Origin of the sequence: Amycolatopsis tolypomycina (assembly GCF_900105945.1) — a bacterium.
Classification (GTDB): Bacteria; Actinomycetota; Actinomycetes; order Mycobacteriales; family Pseudonocardiaceae; genus Amycolatopsis; species Amycolatopsis tolypomycina.
This window is the reverse complement of record NZ_FNSO01000004.1, coordinates 5,453,768-5,469,140: the sequence shown is the minus strand read 5'-3', so window position 1 is coordinate 5,469,140 and position 15,373 is coordinate 5,453,768. Positions and strand designations below refer to the sequence as shown.

Below are 15,373 nucleotides of genomic sequence, written 5' to 3'. Positions count from 1 at the left end.
GTACGGCATACGAGAACGAGGAGGGTGCTCATGACGATCCTGGTGACAGGGGCGACCGGCAGCGTCGGCCGCCTGGTGGTCGACGAACTGCTGGCCGCGGGGGTGGCCGTGCGGGCGCTGACCGTGGACCCGGACCGCGCGCAACTCCCACCGGAAGCCGAGGTGGTCGTCGGGTCGCTGGCGCGGCCGTCCACCCTGCCGGTGGCGCTCAAGGGCGTCTCGGCGGTGTACCTCGCCCCGATGGCGCGGACCGTCCGGCGGTTCTGCGAGCTGGCTTCCGACGCCGGTGTCGAGCGGGTCGTCGCGCTGTCGGGCAGCAGTGTCGGGGACGAGCACGAGGGGTCGAGCGGCCACGAGTACGCCGCCGTCGAAGCGGCCGTCCGGGAGGGCGGGTTCGCCTGGACCTTCCTGCGGCCCGGCATGTTCATGAACAACACGCTCGACTGGGCGCCCATGGTCCGGGCGGGCGAGGTGGCGCTGGCCTACGGCGACGCGACATCGACCCCCATCGACCTCGGCGACATCGCCGCGGTGGCCGCGCGGGTGCTGACGACCGACGGGCACGTCGGCGCCACGTATGTCCTCAGTGGACCGGCGGCGATCAGCCAGCGTGGGCAGGCCGAAACCCTGGCTTCGGTGCTGGGCAAGGACATCCGGTTCCGTGAGCTGAGCCCGGACGAGCAGCGCACGCAGTGGATTGCCTACGGCGTCCCGGAAGACGCCGTCGGATGGCTGCTCGAAGGCTTCGAAGAAACGCTGCGGCACCCGCAGGCGCCGACCGGCGTGGTGGAAGAACTGCTCGGCCGCCCGGGCACGACGTACGCCGAATGGGCCGAGGCGAACCGGGCAGTCTTCGCATAAGGGGGATTGCCTCCGCGGGACGGGTGGCGATACGTTGCGTAGCGGTGTCGATGCGAAACGCATGGGGTTGACTATGGTCAAGGCACGCTGCGCCGCGGTTCTCGCGGCTCTCACTCTCACCGCGCCACCGGCGGCGGCCGCTGCCGCGAACACGGCACCGAACGCCGTCGTGGTCTGGGACCTCAACGCGCAGACGGCGATCTGGGACGTCGCGCACCAGGCTCCGCCGCAGGTCGCCGGGCGGGGGTTCGCCATGGTCAGCGGGGCGGTCTACGACGCGGTGAACGCGATCGAGGGGACGCCGTACGAGCCCTACCTCACCGCCCCGCGGGCCACCGGCCGGGAGTCGGCGGACGCCGCCGTCGGCACGGCCGCCCACCGCGTGCTGGACGCGATTTTCCCGGAACAGCGGGAAAGGCTGCGCGTCCAGTACGACGAGTGGCTGGCCGGCCTCCCGGACGGGCCGGCGAAGCGCGGCGGCATCCGGGTCGGCGCCGAGGCGGCCGCCGCGATGCTCGCCGCCCGGCAGCACGACGGGGCCTTCGACCCGCGGCTCTGGACCGTCGGCACCGAGCCGGGGCAGTACCGCCCGACCCCGCCCGCCTTCGAGAACACGGGCGCCTGGGTCGGTTTCCTGAAGCCGTTCGCCATTCCGGACGCGACGATGTTCCGCACGCCGGGGCCGCCGTCGCTCACGAGCCGGGCGTACACCCGCGATTTCGAGGAGGTCAAGCGGCTCGGCTCGGCGACGAGCACGGCCCGCACCGCGGACCAGACCGACGCGGCGCTCTGGTGGCACGACCGGCGGTCCGTCAGCTGGGGGATGAAGCGCGACCTCGCGGTCACCCAGCGGCTCGGCGTGCTGGACACCGCGCGCCTCTACGCATTGGCGGACTTCGCCGGCACGGACGGCGCGATCGCCTGCGCGAACGACAAGGAGTTCTGGCACTTCTGGCGGCCGGTCACCGCCGTCCGGCTCGCCGCGGCCGACGGGAACCCGGCCACGGAGGCGGATCCGGGCTGGACGCCGCTGGTGGTCACCCCGCCGAACCCCGACTACCCGTCCGGCCACACCTGCCGCACCGCCGCGCAGATGACGGCGTACCAGCACTTCTTCGGCCGGGACAGGGTTTCGTTCAGCGCCTACAGCGTCGACAGCGGCACCACACGCCACTTCGAGCGCTTCTCCCAGGCGACCGCCGAAGTGATCGGAGCCCGTATCTGGGCGGGCATCCACTTCCGTTCCGCCGACGTCGACGGCACGACGCTCGGCACGGGCGTGGGCAAGTACATCACGAAGCACTCCCTGCGGCCGCGTCACTGAGCAGGAGCGCGGCGAGCCGGCCGAAGCCGTCGCTGCCGTGCCCGGTGTCGATGGCCCGCTGCACTTCGGCGCGGGCCGCGGACAGGACGCCGTTGTCGAGGTTCCTCGCCCGGGCGGCGGCGAGGACGTGGTCCATCGTGGCCGCGGTGGCGTCGAGCGTGCCCGCGTCGCCGGGGTAGCTGCCGGCCGCGACCTGGCCGGCGAGGAAGTCGATCATGTCCGGGAAGAAGCCGAGCAGCGCCTTCGCGTGGCCGGCGATGTCGGTGGCGTCGATGCGCTCGGCTTCGGCGAGGGCGAACATGTGGACGACGCCGCTCATCGACGTCCACAGCATGTCCTGCAGCGACGCGTCGAACGCGGCGGCCCGGCCGGGGTCTTCGCCGAGGTGGGCCGGGTTCCCGCCGAGCGCGGCGAGGGTGTGGTGGTGCTTTTCGTAGACGTCGGCCGGGCCACTGAAGAACAGCGTGGCGTCCGGGCCGCCGATGGCGTCGGTCGTCGCGACAATCACGCCGTCGAGGTAACCGATTCCGTGCTCCGCGGCCCAGCAAGCCAGCTCGCGGGCTTGCGCGGGCGAGCCGCCGGTGACGTTCACCAGGGTGCGGCCCTTGAGTGCTTCGACGTCGAGGATCGCGTGCACCGCGGCATAATCCCGCACGCAGACGACGACGAGCGGACTGGCCGCGATCGCTTCGGCGGCAGTTCCGGCGACGGCGGCTCGAAGGCCGTTTTCCTTGCCGGGACTGCGGTTCCACACGGTGGCCGGGTGGCCGGCGGCGATGAACGCGGCGGCGAGGGCGCGGCCCATGGGGCCCAGTCCGAGGACGGTCACGGAGGTCATGGCGGCTAAGCTAAACCTTGACATTGACGTCAGAGTCAAGTCCGGGGGTGCGGATGCGGATCGGGGAGCTCGCCCGGCGCACGGGCGTCAGCGAACGCGCACTGCGGTACTACGAAAAGCAGGGCCTGCTGACGCCGGAGCGGCGGCCCAGCGGCTACCGCGTCTACGGCGAGGCCGACGTGGCGGCGGTGCGGCGGATCAGGATCCTGCTCGCGGCCGGGCTGAACACCGCGCAGATCCTGGAGGTCCTGCCGTGCCTCGTCGACGAGGACGGCTGGTTGACGCCGGACTGCCCGGAGCTCGCCGACGCGCTGCGGCAGCAGCGGAGCCGGCTCGACGCGGCGATCGGCGAGCTGGAAACCACCCGCGCCAACCTCGACACGATCATCGGCGACCGGCGCTAGACGCGGGTGCGGGTCATCCCGGCCAGGCCGAGCAGCGGCAGCACGCCGGCGAACACGACGACCGCCGTCCAGCCGCCCAGGTGGTAGGCGATCGATCCCGCCTGGGAACCGATTGCGCCGCCGATGAAGAACGTGCCCAGGTACACGCTGTTGACGCGGGCGCGGGCCGCCGGGTCGAGCTGGTAGATCACGTGCTGGCCGGTCACCAGCGTCGCCTGGACCGCCGTGTCGATGGCGATCGCGGCGATCGCCAGCAGGATGACGCTGTGCGCGCCGAACCCCGCCAGCGCGAAGGCGGCGGCGCAGAGCACGAACGCGCCCGCGGTGAGCCGGCGGCCGTGGCCGTGGTCCGACCAGCGCCCGGCCAGCGGCGCCACTGCCGCCCCGGCCGCGCCCGCCAGCGCGAAAAGACCCACGCCCAGCTGGGAGTAGTTGAACGGCGGCGCGGTGAGGACGAACGCGATGGTCGTCCAGAACGCGCTGAACGCCCCGAACATCGCCGACTGGTAGAGGGCGCGGTGGCGCAGGGCCGGGTACTTCCGGGCCATCGCGAACGTCGAGCGGAGCAGCTCGCCGTACCGGACGTCGGTCTTGGGTGCCCGGGGCGGCAGGATGAAGCGCAGCACGACGGCGAGCGCGGCCATCGCCCCGGCCGAGATCAGGAACACCACGCGCCAGCTGGTCACCTCGGCGAGCAGGCTGGCGACCACGCGGGAGAGCAGGATCCCGAAGAGCAGCCCGCTGACGACCCGCCCGACGATCCGGCCGCGGATGGCGTCGGGGGAGAGGTCGGCGGCGAACGGGATGAGGATCTGCACGACGACCGACGCCGCCCCGACGGCCAGCGAGGCAATGAGCAGCACGGCGAACCCGGGCGCGACCCCGGTGCCGACCAGCCCGGCGCAGGCGACGGCGAGCAGCGTCGCGACGAGCCCGCGGTTCTCGAGCCGGTCGCCGAGCGGGACGAGCAGCAGCATCCCGGCGGCGTACCCGATCTGGGTGGCCGTGACGACCCCGCCGGCCGCGGCCTCCCCGACGCCGAACGTCTGCCGCAGCTCGGCGAGCAGCGGCTGGGCGTAGTAGAGGTTGGCGACGGTCAGTCCACAGGAGACGGCCAGCAGCAGCACGAGCCAGCCGGGCGGGGCCTTCTGCTCGGTCTCGGTCATCGTGCCCCCAGATCGTGGAACCGGTTTGATCGGTTCCCGACGGTACCAGTCAAACTGGTTCCCGCGTACTGTGACCCGTATGACGGAGAGATTCCGCTCGGGAGCGGGCCGCCGGTGCCTCGACTTCATCCGGACACTGCGGTACCGGGGGACGCCGTCGGAGACGGAGGAACTGCCGGACGCGGCGGCCTGGGGTGCGTGGATCGACCGGTTCGGCCCGTTCGCGACCCCGGTCCGCCCGGCGTCGGCCGAGGACGCCCGCGCGGTCCGCGAGGCGATCCACGAGCTGCTGACGGCGTCGGTGCGTCCCTCGACGCGGCAACGGCTCAACCGGTTCGCGGCACTGCCGGTCCCGGCGCCGTCGCTCACGCCGTCGGGCGAACTGCGGTGGCAGGCCGCGGATCCCGCGTCGGCGATGCTGGCCCTGCTGGCCCGGGACGCGCTGGAGCTGGTGACCTCCCCGGAGTTCGCCCGGGTGCGGCGGTGCGCGGGGCCGCGGTGCGGGGCGTTGTTCCTGGACACCTCCCGCCCGGGAACGCGGCGGTGGTGCTCGATGGAGGTGTGCGGCAACCAGGCGAAAAAGTCGACTTATCGAGCGAAGGATTCCGCGGTGCGGTGATCAGCGCTCCCCGGCCAGCGCCGAGGCGATGAGCGCGACCGCCGCGTCCTCGTCGTCGCCGAGGCGCCGCAGGGCGTCCTGAGCGGCGGTTCCCGGCAGCTCGGCGAGGGCCTGCGCCACGCGGATCCGCACGGCCGGCGGCCCGGCGAGCTCGTCGGCCAGCGCGTGCACGATCCGCTCGCCGAGTCCGGCGTCCCCCGCGAGGGTGCCCAGTACTTCCGCCGCTTCGACGTCGTTGGTGCCGTCGGCCACCATGCCGACGAGGACCGGGACGGCGGCGGTCGTGCCGCGGCCGCCGGCGGCCAGCGCGGCGTGGCGGCGCACCGCCGGGTCCGGGTCCGCGAGCGCGCCGGCGAGCACCGCGGTCGCCTCGTCGCCGGGCAGCTCGGCGATGGCCAGCACGGCACGCCGCCGGACGTCGACGTCGTCCGAGCGCAGCCCGGCGGCCAGGCCGGCCAGGCCGTCGGCGCCCGCGCGGGCCAGCGCCCAGCGCAGGGCGCCGGCGACGTTCGGGTTCGCTTCGCTCAGCACCGCCTTGGCCAGCAGCGGGACGTCCTCGACCGGGGCCAGTGCGGCCCGCTGACGGCGTGAGGGATCGGGGGAGTCGAGCCCGTGCAGGAGCCCGACGACGTGCAGGACGCCGTCCCAGCCGGACGGCTCCGAGGCGTCGATCGCGCGCAGCCGCTCGAGCAGCTCCTGCTCCCGCTTCAGCCGGTCTTCGGTCCGCCGGATCAGGTCACCGACCAAAGTGGACGGTGTGAAGGCCGGATCCGCCAGCGCCTGGCCGATCTGCCGCAGCGACATGCCGAGCGAGCGCAGGCCTTCGACGTGGAAGATCCGGCGGATGTCCGCTTCGGAGTACTCGCGGTAGCCGCCGACGGTCCGGCCGGTCGGCCGCACCAGCCCGAGGGAGTCGTAGTGCCGCAGCATCCGCGTGCTCACCCCGGACCGGCGGGCCACCTCGCCGATCAGCACGCCGGGTTCGCCGCTCGTTCCGGGCCGAGCGCGACGATCCGCTTCGCCTCGTCGACGGCCAGGTCGAAGCCGGCGTCCGGGTCGTGCAGGAGCCGTTCCGTGGCGCGGGCGTGCGCCCGGACCACCGGGTCGGCGCTCGTGAACCGCCGCCGCAGGGCGGGCTCGACGACGTCGCCGAGCGCGACCAGCGCCCGGCTGAGGCTCAGCTGCACGTCCCGGTCACCGCGGCCGAGCTGGGTGGCCAGGTCCTCGGCCAGCCCGCTCCGCGCGCCGGACGGCACGAGCACGACGGCCGCGCGCCAGGCGCTGCGCGCGACCTCGTCGTCGGGGTCGTGCAGCAGCGACCGGGTGATCGCCTGCCACGTCGACCGGTCGCCGATCTTGGACAGCGTGTGCAGGGCCTGGCTGCGGGCCTGCGCCCGCCCCGAGCCGAGCTCCGCGACGAGCTTGGGCACGGTGACGTCCGCCGGGAGGCGGGTCAGGGCCCAGGTCAGCATGTCGCGGACGAAGAAGTCCGGCTCGACCGCGCACCGGGCCACGAGCGCGTCGGCAAGCGCGGGGTCGGGCCGGGTGCCCGCGGCGAGCGCCGCCTGGAGCCGGGTGGACGAGTTCGCGGCGCCGAGGGCGTCGAGCAGCCGGGTGTCCGTTGTGTGGTTGATGGTGACCACCTCCTCCCCCGCAGTGAAGACCTTGTCACAGTGTCAAGGTCAAGCGCCGCGTTCGCGCGCCCTCACCAGGTGACGGGCAGCTCGTGGACGCCGTAGGCGGACATGTCGTGGCGGAGCCGGACCTCCGCCAGGGGGATCGCCAGGCGCAGCGTCGGCAGCCGGCGCAGCAGGGCGGGCAGCGCGAGCTGGAGCTCCGCCCGCGCCAGTGACTGGCCGAGGCACTGGTGGACGCCGTGGCCGAAGGCGAGGTGGCCGCGGGTGACGCGGTCGATGTCGAAGGTGTCGGGCGCCTCGAGCAGCTCGGGGTCCCGGTTGGCGGCGGGCAGGTTGATCGTCAGGAGGTCGCCGGCCTCGACCGGCTGCCCGCCGATGGTCATGTCCTCGGCGGCCACGCGCAGGATCATGTCCTGGGCGATGGAGAGGTAGCGCAGCAGCTCCTCGACGGCGTTCGCGATCACCGCGGGGTCGTCGGTGTCCCGGATCCGGGTGGCCGTGGCCGGGTTCTCGAGGAGGGCCAGCGTCGCCAGGCCGATCATGTTGGCGGTGGTTTCGTGCCCGGCGAACAGCAGGATCATGCCGTTCATGGCGACGTCCTGCGGGGCGAGCTCGCCGGTGGCGACGCGGTCGGCGAGCAGCCTGCTGATCAGGTCGTCGCCCGGCTCCCGCTGCTTGCGCTCCACCAGCCCGGCCAGGTAGCCGAAGAGCGCGGCGCCGGCGGCGCCCTTCTCCTCGGCGGAGGCGTCCGCGCGGTTCATCGTGGTGCTGTGGGCCTGGAAGAACTCGTGGTCGGCGTACGGCACGCCGAGCAGCAGCGAAATCACCAGCGACGGGATCGGCAGCGCGAAGTCGCGCACGAGGTCCGCGGGCGGCCCCTGGGCGATCATCGCGTCGAGGAAGCGGTCGGCCAGCTCCTGGATGTGCGGGCGCATCGCGGCGACGCGCTTCACGGTGAACTCGCCGGTGAGCATGCGGCGCAGCCGGGCGTGGTCGGGGTCGTCCATCCGCGGGAAGGCGTGCGGCCGCCCCTGCCCGGCGCCCGGGTTCAGCTCCGGGAACCGGCGCGCGTCGGCGCTGATCCGGGGATCGGCCAGCACGGCCCGGACGTCGGCGTACCGGCTCACCGCCCAGGCGGTGGCGCCGTTCCACAGCGTGACCCGCTGCAGGCCGTCGGCCCGCCGCCAGTCCGCGTAGGCGGCGGGCGGGTCGAACGGGCAGCGCGGGGAGCGGGTCCCGGGGTAGACCGGAAGCGGTGTGGTCATGGTTCCTCCCTGGTGGTGGCCGTCTTGAGGTGCCTCGCGACGAGGGGCGTAGGCCGTGCGGGCCCGGTGCTCGGCGGCGCGGGGAACCGGTGCCGCGGGGTGACCGCGTAGCCGACGTTCCCCGGCGGGTGCGCGCCAGAACCGACACGACGTGTGCGCCAGGCTATCCGACAACTGGCGGATAACCAACATGTGTCGGAAAATATAGGATGCGCGGGTGCCCGCACCGTCAGTCGATCCCCGCACCCGGCGCTCGCGCGCGGCCCTGGAGGCCGCGCTGCGCGAGCTGATCGCGGACCGGGACCTGCCGCAGATTTCGATCTCCGACGTCACCAAGCGCGCCGGCGTCAACCGCTCGACGTTCTACGAGCACTACACCGACCTGGCGGAGCTGGCCGCGTGTGCGTGCACGGCCCTGTTCGACGAGCTGGTCGCGGCGGCCCCGCTGGCCGGCGGCGGTCCGGTGCCCAACCCGTTGCCCCGGTTCTTCGCGCACGTCGCCGATAACGCGCACCTCTACCGCGCGCTGCTCGGCGCGGACGGCAGCGCCCGGGTGATCAACCACCTGCTGGAGCGGATCACGGCCGCCGCCCACGCCAAGCGCGGTTTCGCCGAGGACGAAGACGACCCCGCGGCGGCGTTCATCGCCGGAGCCGTGCTCGGCACGGTCATCGACTGGCTGCGCCGCGGCTGCCCCGGTAGCCCCGAGCGGATGGGCGCGGCGATCTGGCCCCACATGCTGGCGGCCACCTCGGTGGCGGGGGACTGACGCGGGTCAGACCGTGGGCCGGGCCAGTTCCGCCGCGCCGAAGGAGACGTTGAAGCGGTCGCACCAGACGCTCACGCTCGTGTAGGCGGTGAGGTCGGTGCCGGCGGGCAGCGGGTAGTTCTGGTTTCCCTTGTTGCCCTTGAGCTTGCCCGCGTCGAGGTACTTGCCGTCGTCGAACAGGTGCCAGCCGTCCTTGCCCGGCTTCACCGGCGCGTCGGACAGCCAGACGTGCACGTCGGGGCCACTGCTGGTGTCGAGGTTCTCCAGGCGCAGCACGAGCGACCCGTCGGCGGCCCGCAGGACCCGGACCGTGCCGGTGGTCCGGTGCTCGTGGCTGATCAGGCTGCCGCTCGCGACTTCGGCCGGCGCGGCCGGCGCGGCAGAGGTCGATGGCGGAGCGGACGGCGACGGCAGAGCGGGCGGCGACGGCGCGGCGGCCACCGGGGCGGCGGCGGGCAGGTCCTCCTGCACGGTCTCGTCCACCACCAGCTGCCACGGCTGGAACCAGTAGAGCCCGGCCGCGACGGCGACCACGCCGGTCACCGCGATGGCCAGGATCCAGCGCCGGGTGCGGTTCATCTCGTCTTCCTCCGTCGTCGCTCTCGGGAGGCTCCATTCAACGGGACGAAACACCCATCCGGCGCCGCTCGCGCGGTTACCGATTTCTAACGTGCGCCCTGGGCGCGGGCGAGCAGCCGGGCCGTCGCCCGCCGGGGCTCGGTGAACGGGTCCAGGTCGCTGCCCGCGCCCGCCCCGGGCTCGAGCTTCCAGCCGGCGATCTTGGCCGCCACCCGGCTCAGGCGCGCGTCGCCCGGGGGCACGTCGATCTGCAGGTGCGACTCCTTCACCGGGCTCAGGTCGCCGCCCCACCGCACGACGCCTTCGCACTCGGCGAGGATGTCGCGGACGACCACGAGCTCCTGGGGGAAGAAACCGCCCGCGGCGCCGCGGGGGTAGGCGGACTGCCGGATCGTGATGGCCGTCCCGGACAGGTGGTTGCTCTCGTACCCGGCCGCCACCGCGCGGCCGGGCGTGTGCCCGGTGATGTCGCCCGGCGCGAGGGAACCGCCGAGTTCGTAGCAGAACCGCCGGGCGCAGTGCAGCAGCGTGGTGGCGACGTCGCCGGGGAGCACGGCCACCGCGAGGTCGGTGCCCTCCACCGGGAACGACGGCACCGCGGGCACCACGGGCCAGCCGTTGAGGCTGACGGCACCGGACCAGCCGGGCTCGGCGGCGTCGGCGGACGCGGTGCCGAGCAGGCCGCCGGAAGCCACGCCGAGCGCGCCGGCCACGCCGAGGCCGCCGGCCAGCACGCTGCGCCGGGACAAGGTCGTCATGCGTTCGCTCCCGGGGCCGTCACCGACGCGACGCCGGGGTCGCTCCCGGGCCGGTGGGTGTTCTTGTCGATCTGGATGCGGCCGTCGCCCTCGCCCACCCAGAGCGTCTGGACCTGGTTGAAGGCCCAGTTCTCCGGGAGCGGGAACCCCTTGTTCCCCGCGTAGCCGGTGGACATCCCGGCGACGAACGAGAAGCACGCGTGCGTGCGCTCGCTGACCCGGGTGCAGACGTCGCGGGCGCCGTAGACCCCGTGGCGGTAGCGGTGCCCGGCCGCGGCCAGCCCGGCGGCGACGCCTTCGAAGTACGGCACGACGTTGCCGTCGACGTCGGCGCGGGTCGCGTCGAAGTCGACGGCGAAGTAGATCACCGTGCCGTGCGGGAACCCGTACCCGGCGGCCGCCCGGTGCGCGTCCGCGGCGTCCCGCCGGCCCTGCTCGCGGGTGAAGTAGCCGAGGCTGTCGCCGGCGTACTGGGAGATCGGGAACACCTTGAGCCCGGCGGCGAAGATGACGTCCAGCTCGCCCGGCTTGATCTTCTTGTCCAGCTTGCTTTCCGGCCGCTGGTCGAGGTAGCGCCCGACGAGCCGGTAGCCGGTGTCGTACAGCGCCCGGGCGCGGGCGGGCGTGATCGTGGTGGCGCAGTCGCAGGCGGCGCCCGGGCCGTCCGGGTCCCCGTTGGACGCCATCAGCAGCGCCCAGGTCGGGAAGTCGCCCTGTCCGGTGACGTCCAGCGCGGCGAACTCCTGGAACCGCCGGGTCGCCGCGGCGATCCCCGGGTCGAACACGTCGGTGAAGGAGCCGTAGCCGTTCATGACCAGGCTCGCCGTGTACAGCCGGGGCCAGACGCCGGTGTCGCCCTCGGCGACCGGGTGCGTCTTGAGCCCGGCGCGGGTCGCCGGGCCGAAGGTGCCGGTGGCGTTGTCGTCGGTCATGCCCAGCTCGAACTGGATGGCGTAGGACACCGCCGTGACGAGGTCCCGGGAAACCCGGCCGTCGGTGGCGCCGACGAAGAAGTCCCGGCGCGCCGGGTACTGCCCGTTGAGCCACTGCTGGACCGCGCGGACCTGCCGGTCACCGTCGTGGGCGAGCCGGTACGAATCCAGGGACAGCAGGGCTTTCAGCAGTTTTGGCGAGAACGAGCCGTCCGCGGGGGCGGCGGCGCCGCTGTCGGTGGTGAACGCCGTGATCGCCGCGTCGGTGGCCTTGCCGAAGGTGCCGTCGAGCGCCGCGACGTCGTAGCCCCGGCAGATCAGTCCGGATTGGACGATCCGGACGAGGTTCGACGCCGGTTCGCCGCGCCGCACGCCGCCGCGAAGGTCGAGTGCGGCCAGCGTCGACGGGCCGAAGTTGTCGGCGAGCGGGGCGATCCCGAGTTCGTGCTGCAGTGCGCGGACCAGCGCGAACGTCGTGGCCCGGCCGGGGACGCCGTCTTCGGGGCACGGCTGGTACCCGGCGACGTCGCGATAGGTGGCGTTGAGCCACTGCTGTACAAAAAGGACAGTGCTGGTCATGGCGCTCGTGACGCTATCGGCGCCCGCCCGCCGGTGCACGGCGAGACCGGGGGTTTCCGCAGAACGCGGAACCGTTTTGATGCTGCGGACGGGTGCCGCCGGCGCGCGCCCCCGCCGTACCGACTGGATGGTATGTTGGCCGGGTGATCGAAGCGGCGCGCCGGACCTGGCGGATCCTCGAGCCTTACCACGGGATGATCTACTTCGCCCCCGAAGCCGCGGCCGCCTACGCGGATCTCGGCCTCACCGGCCGCGCCGGCTACTTCGCCTCGCGGTCGGCGGCGCTCGGGGCGGTCCCGGCCCCGGTCGTGGTCGCGACCTTCTACAACTTCAACCCGGCCCTCGTGCACGCGTCGATCGCCACGGCCTGGTCCACGACCGACCCGGCCGCGGTCCTGGCCGCCCGCCACGCGGCGGCCGACCGGGCGCTGCGCGCGGTCCTGGGCGACGCGATCGAGTCGCCGGAGATGCGCCGGGCCGCGGAGCTCGCGCGCGCGGCCGCCGAGGCCGTGACCGGGGACGTCACCGGCCGCCCGCTCTTCGCCGCCCACGCGGCCCTGGAGTGGCCGGCGGAGCCGCACCTGGTGCTGTGGCACGCGCAGACCCTGCTCCGCGAATACCGCGGCGACGCGCACATCGCCGCCCTCCTGACGGCGAGGCTGAACGGCATCGAAGCCCTCGTCACCCACGCGGCGTCCGGCGCCGTCCCGGCCGAAACCCTGCGCACGTCCCGTGCGTGGTCCGAAGAGGACTGGAACCGGGCCGTCGCCGGCCTGCGCGAGCGGGACTGGCTCACCGGTGACGACGCGCCGACGTTCACGCCCGAGGGGGCGGCCCGCCGGGCGGAGCTCGAGAAGGCGACCGACGAGAACAGCGTGGCGCCCTACGCGCACATCGGCGAGCCGGCGTGCGCGGAGCTGCAGGAGCTGGTCCGTCCGTACAGCCGGGCGCTCGCCGAGCAGCTCATGCCCTGGGCGGCCGCGCGGAAGTAGCTGCGCACGCCGGAGGCGCGACCGTGAACTCCAGCGCCCAGCGGCCGTCGCTCACCGGGGCCGCGCCGCGGAAGACGAGCCCGCAGCCGGTGGCCAGCTCCGTGAGCTCCTCGACCGTCCTTTCCTTGCTGCCGAAGCACATCAGCATGAACAGGTCGATCGCGGTGCTCGCCCCGTAGCCGCGCACCGGCTCGATCAGCACGACGGACGCCTCCGGCGCCGCGGCCTCGCGGCAGCGGACCAGGATCCTGCGGGCGTGCTCGTCGTCCCAGTCGTGGAGGATGTCGGACAGCAGGTAGGCGTCGGCTCCCCGCGGCAGGGGGTCGAAGAAGCTGCCGGGCACCGCACCCGCCCGGTCGGCGAAGCCCGCGGCCCGCAGCCGTCCGGCGGCGGCCGCGGCGGTGGGCGGCAGGTCGAGGATCCGGCCGCGGACGCCCGGGTGGGCCCGCAGGATCTCGACGAGCAGGGGTCCGTCGCCGCCGCCCACGTCCAGGATCTCCGGGAACCGGCTCCAGTCGAAGTTCCGGGCGATCAGCGGTGCGTGCGCACGGAACCGCCAGTTCATCTGGGCGTCGAACGACGTCCGCAGCTTCGGCTCGGCGTCGAGGTCGGCCCAGAAGTCGCGGCCGTACCGGCGGGGGTAGGCCGGCTCGCCGCTGGTCATCACCTCGAGGAGGTCGACGAACGCGAGGTCGGCACGGCCCCCGGCGCAGGTGATGTCGAGCAGCGGCCTGACCCCCTCGGGCGCGTCTTCCCGCAGCTGGGCGCCGAGGTCCGTCGGCCGGTAGCGGCCGGATTCCGCGTCCAGGACGAACACCTCGGCGGTCACCAGGTGATCGAGCAGCCGGCTCAGCGCCGCGGCCGACGTCCCGGTCAAGGACGCCAGCCGGTCCGCCGTCGCGCCCTCCGCGCCCGCGTGGTCCGCCAGGCCGAGCGTTGCGGCCACCCGGATGGCCATCGGGGTGGCCAGATCGGCCAAGGACATGATCGATCGGCTCATTCCCCCAGGCTAGCCAGCGGCCGCGACGGGGGCGGCTGGACCGACGTCGGCCATTGCCGCCCGCAGCCGGCGCGTGAACCGGCGGACGATCACCGCCTCGTCGACGAACATCGCGGCGAAGAACCCGCACGCGGTGATCGGCGCCAGCAGCGTGGCCGCGTCCGCGACCGCGGAGCCGACCCCGCCCACGACGGCGAACCACAGGAAGACGTTGGGCGTGCTCTGCGTGATGAACACGTCCCGGGCGACCCGGGCCGGCAGCTTCCGCCAGCGCACGAACGCGACGCTCGCGATCCGCAGGCCGAGCAGCACGGCGGCCACGACGGCCACGCACGCCACCAGGCCGGGGTGGGCGCCGGCGTGGTCCGCGCCGGCCGGTGTCAGCGCGAACGTGACGAACCCGGCCAGTGGCACCAGGGCGAAGCCGCCCACCCAGTTCCAGTTCGTGCTCAGCGAGCCGGCGCGGATCGGGTTGCGACGGCGCAGCACCTGGGCCGCCAGCGCGGGCAGCGCCATCGCCCCGGCCAGCACCCCGAGGTACCCGGTCAGCGCGGAGTCCAGGCCGGCGAGCCGGTGCGGCAGCCACAGCGCGAGCAGCAGGGCCACCGGCAGCACCAGCGAGGCCGCGACCGTCTGCCGCACCGACGTGAAGTAGTCGCCGTCCCACAGCAGCGACAACGTCGGCGTGATCAGGGCCGGCGGCAGCAGCAGGAACAGCCCGAGCAGCAGGCCCGGCGTGCCCGGCGAGAGGGACACGAGTGCCAGGCCGGCCGCGACGCGCGCGGCGGTCAGCGGCAGGGCGACGCGCAGGCCGCGGCCGAGCCCCCGCACGGCCCCGGAATGCAGCCGGAGCATGCCGAAGAACGTGCTGATCGCCAGCAACGAGACCAGCACCGCGGAGAACGCCTGCGGCGGAACCGGGACCCGCACCGCGAGCTGCGCCAGGACGCCGAGCGCGGCGGCCCCGGCGACCAGCACGGGCAACCGGATCTCGACGATCTCCCCGAAGTCGTGGACGGCGGCCGACCGGGCCGTGGCCCTGGCGATCCACCGCAGGTCGGCCTCGGCCAGCGGGCGGGCGTTCGGGATCTTCAGGTCGCGGTATTCCGTGGGGCGGATCCCGGCCACCACCAGCGCGAACATCTCCACCACGTACTTGTGCGCGACGACGAGGACCGACCGGCCGGCCCGGGACCGGGGCAGCAGCACGGCCTCGTAGTAGTCCCGGACCCGCTCGTACATCTCCGGCCAGCTCTCGCCACCGGGCGGGCAGCCGGTGCAGCTGTGGAAGTACTCGGTGTAGGCCCGGAACCCGACGCTTTTCTTGACCAGGCTCTTGTTCTGCGCGGTGAAAACGCCGAAATCGCGTTCGACGAGTTCCGCCGATTCGACGGTGGTCACCCGCGGCGTGCCGATCCGCTCCACGATGATCCGCGCGGTGTCCTTCGCCCGGTCCAAAGGGGACACGTGCACTTCGTCGAACCGGACGCCGATCGCCGCGACGCGCCGGCCCGCCTGGTGGGCCTGCCGCACCCCCAGGTCCGTCAGCGGCGTGTTCTGCCGCCCGGCGAACAGGTTCCGCTCGTTGGCCAGGGATTCCCCGTGCCGGATGAAGTAGATCGCCATCAGTGCTGCCTCCGTGATGGTGCG

The 15,373-nt window shown here is 73.6% G+C and carries 16 protein-coding genes; 6 read left to right on the top strand and 10 right to left on the bottom strand.

Features of this window, described 5'->3' with window-relative positions; genetic code table 11:
* Window positions 1-30 precede the first annotated feature (30 nt).
* Window positions 31-861, top strand: coding sequence for an NAD(P)H-binding protein (locus BLW76_RS34520; protein ID WP_091315451.1), 831 nt, complete (start codon window positions 31-33; stop codon window positions 859-861).
* A gap of 73 nt (window positions 862-934) precedes the next feature.
* A complete protein-coding gene (locus BLW76_RS34515; RefSeq protein WP_208613451.1) occupies window positions 935-2,185 on the top strand; it encodes a vanadium-dependent haloperoxidase in 1,251 nt (416 codons plus the stop codon).
* Here BLW76_RS34515 and BLW76_RS34510 read toward each other — a convergent pair.
* Window positions 2,154-3,023: an NAD(P)-dependent oxidoreductase gene (locus tag BLW76_RS34510; protein ID WP_091315446.1), complete on the bottom strand. Its 870-nt coding sequence runs from the start codon at window positions 3,021-3,023 to the stop codon at window positions 2,154-2,156. The genes BLW76_RS34515 and BLW76_RS34510 overlap by 32 nt on opposite strands.
* 53 nt (window positions 3,024-3,076) lie before the next feature.
* Here BLW76_RS34510 and BLW76_RS34505 point away from each other — a divergent pair, with 53 nt between their 5' ends.
* Window positions 3,077-3,427 carry a MerR family transcriptional regulator gene (locus tag BLW76_RS34505; protein ID WP_091315445.1) on the top strand — a complete coding sequence of 117 codons (351 nt, stop codon included), beginning with the start codon at window positions 3,077-3,079 and terminating at the stop codon, window positions 3,425-3,427.
* Here the strand turns inward: BLW76_RS34505 and BLW76_RS34500 are convergent.
* The gene (locus BLW76_RS34500) at window positions 3,424-4,593 is read right to left on the bottom strand and encodes an MFS transporter (RefSeq protein ID WP_091315442.1); all 1,170 of its coding nucleotides are present in this window, start codon (window positions 4,591-4,593) and stop codon (window positions 3,424-3,426) included. The genes BLW76_RS34505 and BLW76_RS34500 overlap by 4 nt on opposite strands.
* Before the next feature lie 79 nt (window positions 4,594-4,672).
* Here BLW76_RS34500 and BLW76_RS34495 point away from each other — a divergent pair, with 79 nt between their 5' ends.
* Window positions 4,673-5,212, top strand: coding sequence for a CGNR zinc finger domain-containing protein (locus BLW76_RS34495; protein WP_091315439.1), 540 nt, complete (start codon window positions 4,673-4,675; stop codon window positions 5,210-5,212).
* Here the strand turns inward: BLW76_RS34495 and BLW76_RS34490 are convergent, their stop codons facing one another.
* The 3 genes from BLW76_RS34490 to BLW76_RS34480 form a co-directional block, all read right to left on the bottom strand.
* Window positions 5,213-6,187 (bottom strand): HEAT repeat domain-containing protein, encoded by a 975-nt coding sequence (locus tag BLW76_RS34490; protein ID WP_091315436.1) that lies wholly within the window; start codon window positions 6,185-6,187, stop codon window positions 5,213-5,215.
* Complete coding sequence (locus BLW76_RS34485; RefSeq protein WP_091315433.1) at window positions 6,181-6,855, bottom strand: HEAT repeat domain-containing protein; 675 nt, start codon at window positions 6,853-6,855, stop codon at window positions 6,181-6,183. The genes BLW76_RS34490 and BLW76_RS34485 overlap by 7 nt, the downstream gene beginning before the upstream one ends.
* Window positions 6,856-6,917: 62 nt before the next feature.
* Entirely contained in the window at window positions 6,918-8,114 is a 1,197-nt protein-coding gene (locus tag BLW76_RS34480) for a cytochrome P450 (RefSeq protein WP_091315430.1), read from the bottom strand.
* Window positions 8,115-8,331: 217 nt separating this feature from the next.
* On the opposite strand from BLW76_RS34480, the gene BLW76_RS34475 reads away from it, so the two are divergent.
* On the top strand, window positions 8,332-8,883 hold the full coding sequence (locus BLW76_RS34475) for a TetR/AcrR family transcriptional regulator (protein ID WP_091315428.1): 552 nt from the start codon (window positions 8,332-8,334) through the stop codon (window positions 8,881-8,883).
* A 6-nt stretch (window positions 8,884-8,889) separates the two neighbouring features.
* On the opposite strand, the gene BLW76_RS34470 is transcribed toward BLW76_RS34475, so the two are convergent.
* The 3 genes from BLW76_RS34470 to BLW76_RS34460 all read right to left on the bottom strand — a co-directional run bounded on the left by BLW76_RS34470 (window position 8,890) and on the right by BLW76_RS34460 (window position 11,731).
* Complete coding sequence (locus BLW76_RS34470; RefSeq protein WP_091315425.1) at window positions 8,890-9,462, bottom strand: DM13 domain-containing protein; 573 nt, start codon at window positions 9,460-9,462, stop codon at window positions 8,890-8,892.
* Window positions 9,463-9,548: 86 nt separating this feature from the next.
* Entirely contained in the window at window positions 9,549-10,220 is a 672-nt protein-coding gene (locus tag BLW76_RS34465) for a hypothetical protein (protein ID WP_091315423.1), read from the bottom strand.
* Window positions 10,217-11,731, bottom strand: a complete 1,515-nt coding sequence (locus BLW76_RS34460; protein ID WP_091315420.1) for a glycoside hydrolase domain-containing protein — start codon at window positions 11,729-11,731, stop codon at window positions 10,217-10,219. The genes BLW76_RS34465 and BLW76_RS34460 overlap by 4 nt, the downstream gene beginning before the upstream one ends.
* A 143-nt stretch (window positions 11,732-11,874) precedes the next feature.
* On the opposite strand from BLW76_RS34460, the gene BLW76_RS34455 reads away from it, so the two are divergent.
* Entirely contained in the window at window positions 11,875-12,723 is an 849-nt protein-coding gene (locus tag BLW76_RS34455) for an SCO6745 family protein (protein ID WP_091315418.1), read from the top strand.
* On the opposite strand, the gene BLW76_RS34450 is transcribed toward BLW76_RS34455, so the two are convergent.
* A complete protein-coding gene (locus BLW76_RS34450) occupies window positions 12,695-13,723 on the bottom strand; it encodes a methyltransferase (RefSeq protein WP_091315415.1) in 1,029 nt (342 codons plus the stop codon). The genes BLW76_RS34455 and BLW76_RS34450 overlap by 29 nt on opposite strands.
* 9 nt (window positions 13,724-13,732) lie before the next feature.
* Window positions 13,733-15,349: a histidine phosphatase family protein gene (locus tag BLW76_RS34445; protein ID WP_167384840.1), complete on the bottom strand. Its 1,617-nt coding sequence runs from the start codon at window positions 15,347-15,349 to the stop codon at window positions 13,733-13,735.
* Window positions 15,350-15,373: the final 24 nt, after the last annotated feature.

Coding starts and splice junctions, on each gene's coding strand:
- BLW76_RS34470 (WP_091315425.1), bottom strand. CDS start 9,462: ATGAACCGCACCCGGCGCTGGATCCTGGCCATCGCGGTGACCGGCGTG.
- BLW76_RS34445 (WP_167384840.1), bottom strand. CDS start 15,349: ATGGCGATCTACTTCATCCGGCACGGGGAATCCCTGGCCAACGAGCGG.
- BLW76_RS34510 (WP_091315446.1), bottom strand. CDS start 3,023: ATGACCTCCGTGACCGTCCTCGGACTGGGCCCCATGGGCCGCGCCCTC.
- BLW76_RS34520 (WP_091315451.1), top strand. CDS start 31: ATGACGATCCTGGTGACAGGGGCGACCGGCAGCGTCGGCCGCCTGGTG.
- BLW76_RS34465 (WP_091315423.1), bottom strand. CDS start 10,220: ATGACGACCTTGTCCCGGCGCAGCGTGCTGGCCGGCGGCCTCGGCGTG.
- BLW76_RS34480 (WP_091315430.1), bottom strand. CDS start 8,114: ATGACCACACCGCTTCCGGTCTACCCCGGGACCCGCTCCCCGCGCTGC.
- BLW76_RS34505 (WP_091315445.1), top strand. CDS start 3,077: ATGCGGATCGGGGAGCTCGCCCGGCGCACGGGCGTCAGCGAACGCGCA.
- BLW76_RS34515 (WP_208613451.1), top strand. CDS start 935: ATGGTCAAGGCACGCTGCGCCGCGGTTCTCGCGGCTCTCACTCTCACC.
- BLW76_RS34500 (WP_091315442.1), bottom strand. CDS start 4,593: ATGACCGAGACCGAGCAGAAGGCCCCGCCCGGCTGGCTCGTGCTGCTG.
- BLW76_RS34495 (WP_091315439.1), top strand. CDS start 4,673: ATGACGGAGAGATTCCGCTCGGGAGCGGGCCGCCGGTGCCTCGACTTC.
- BLW76_RS34460 (WP_091315420.1), bottom strand. CDS start 11,731: ATGACCAGCACTGTCCTTTTTGTACAGCAGTGGCTCAACGCCACCTAT.
- BLW76_RS34450 (WP_091315415.1), bottom strand. CDS start 13,723: ATGAGCCGATCGATCATGTCCTTGGCCGATCTGGCCACCCCGATGGCC.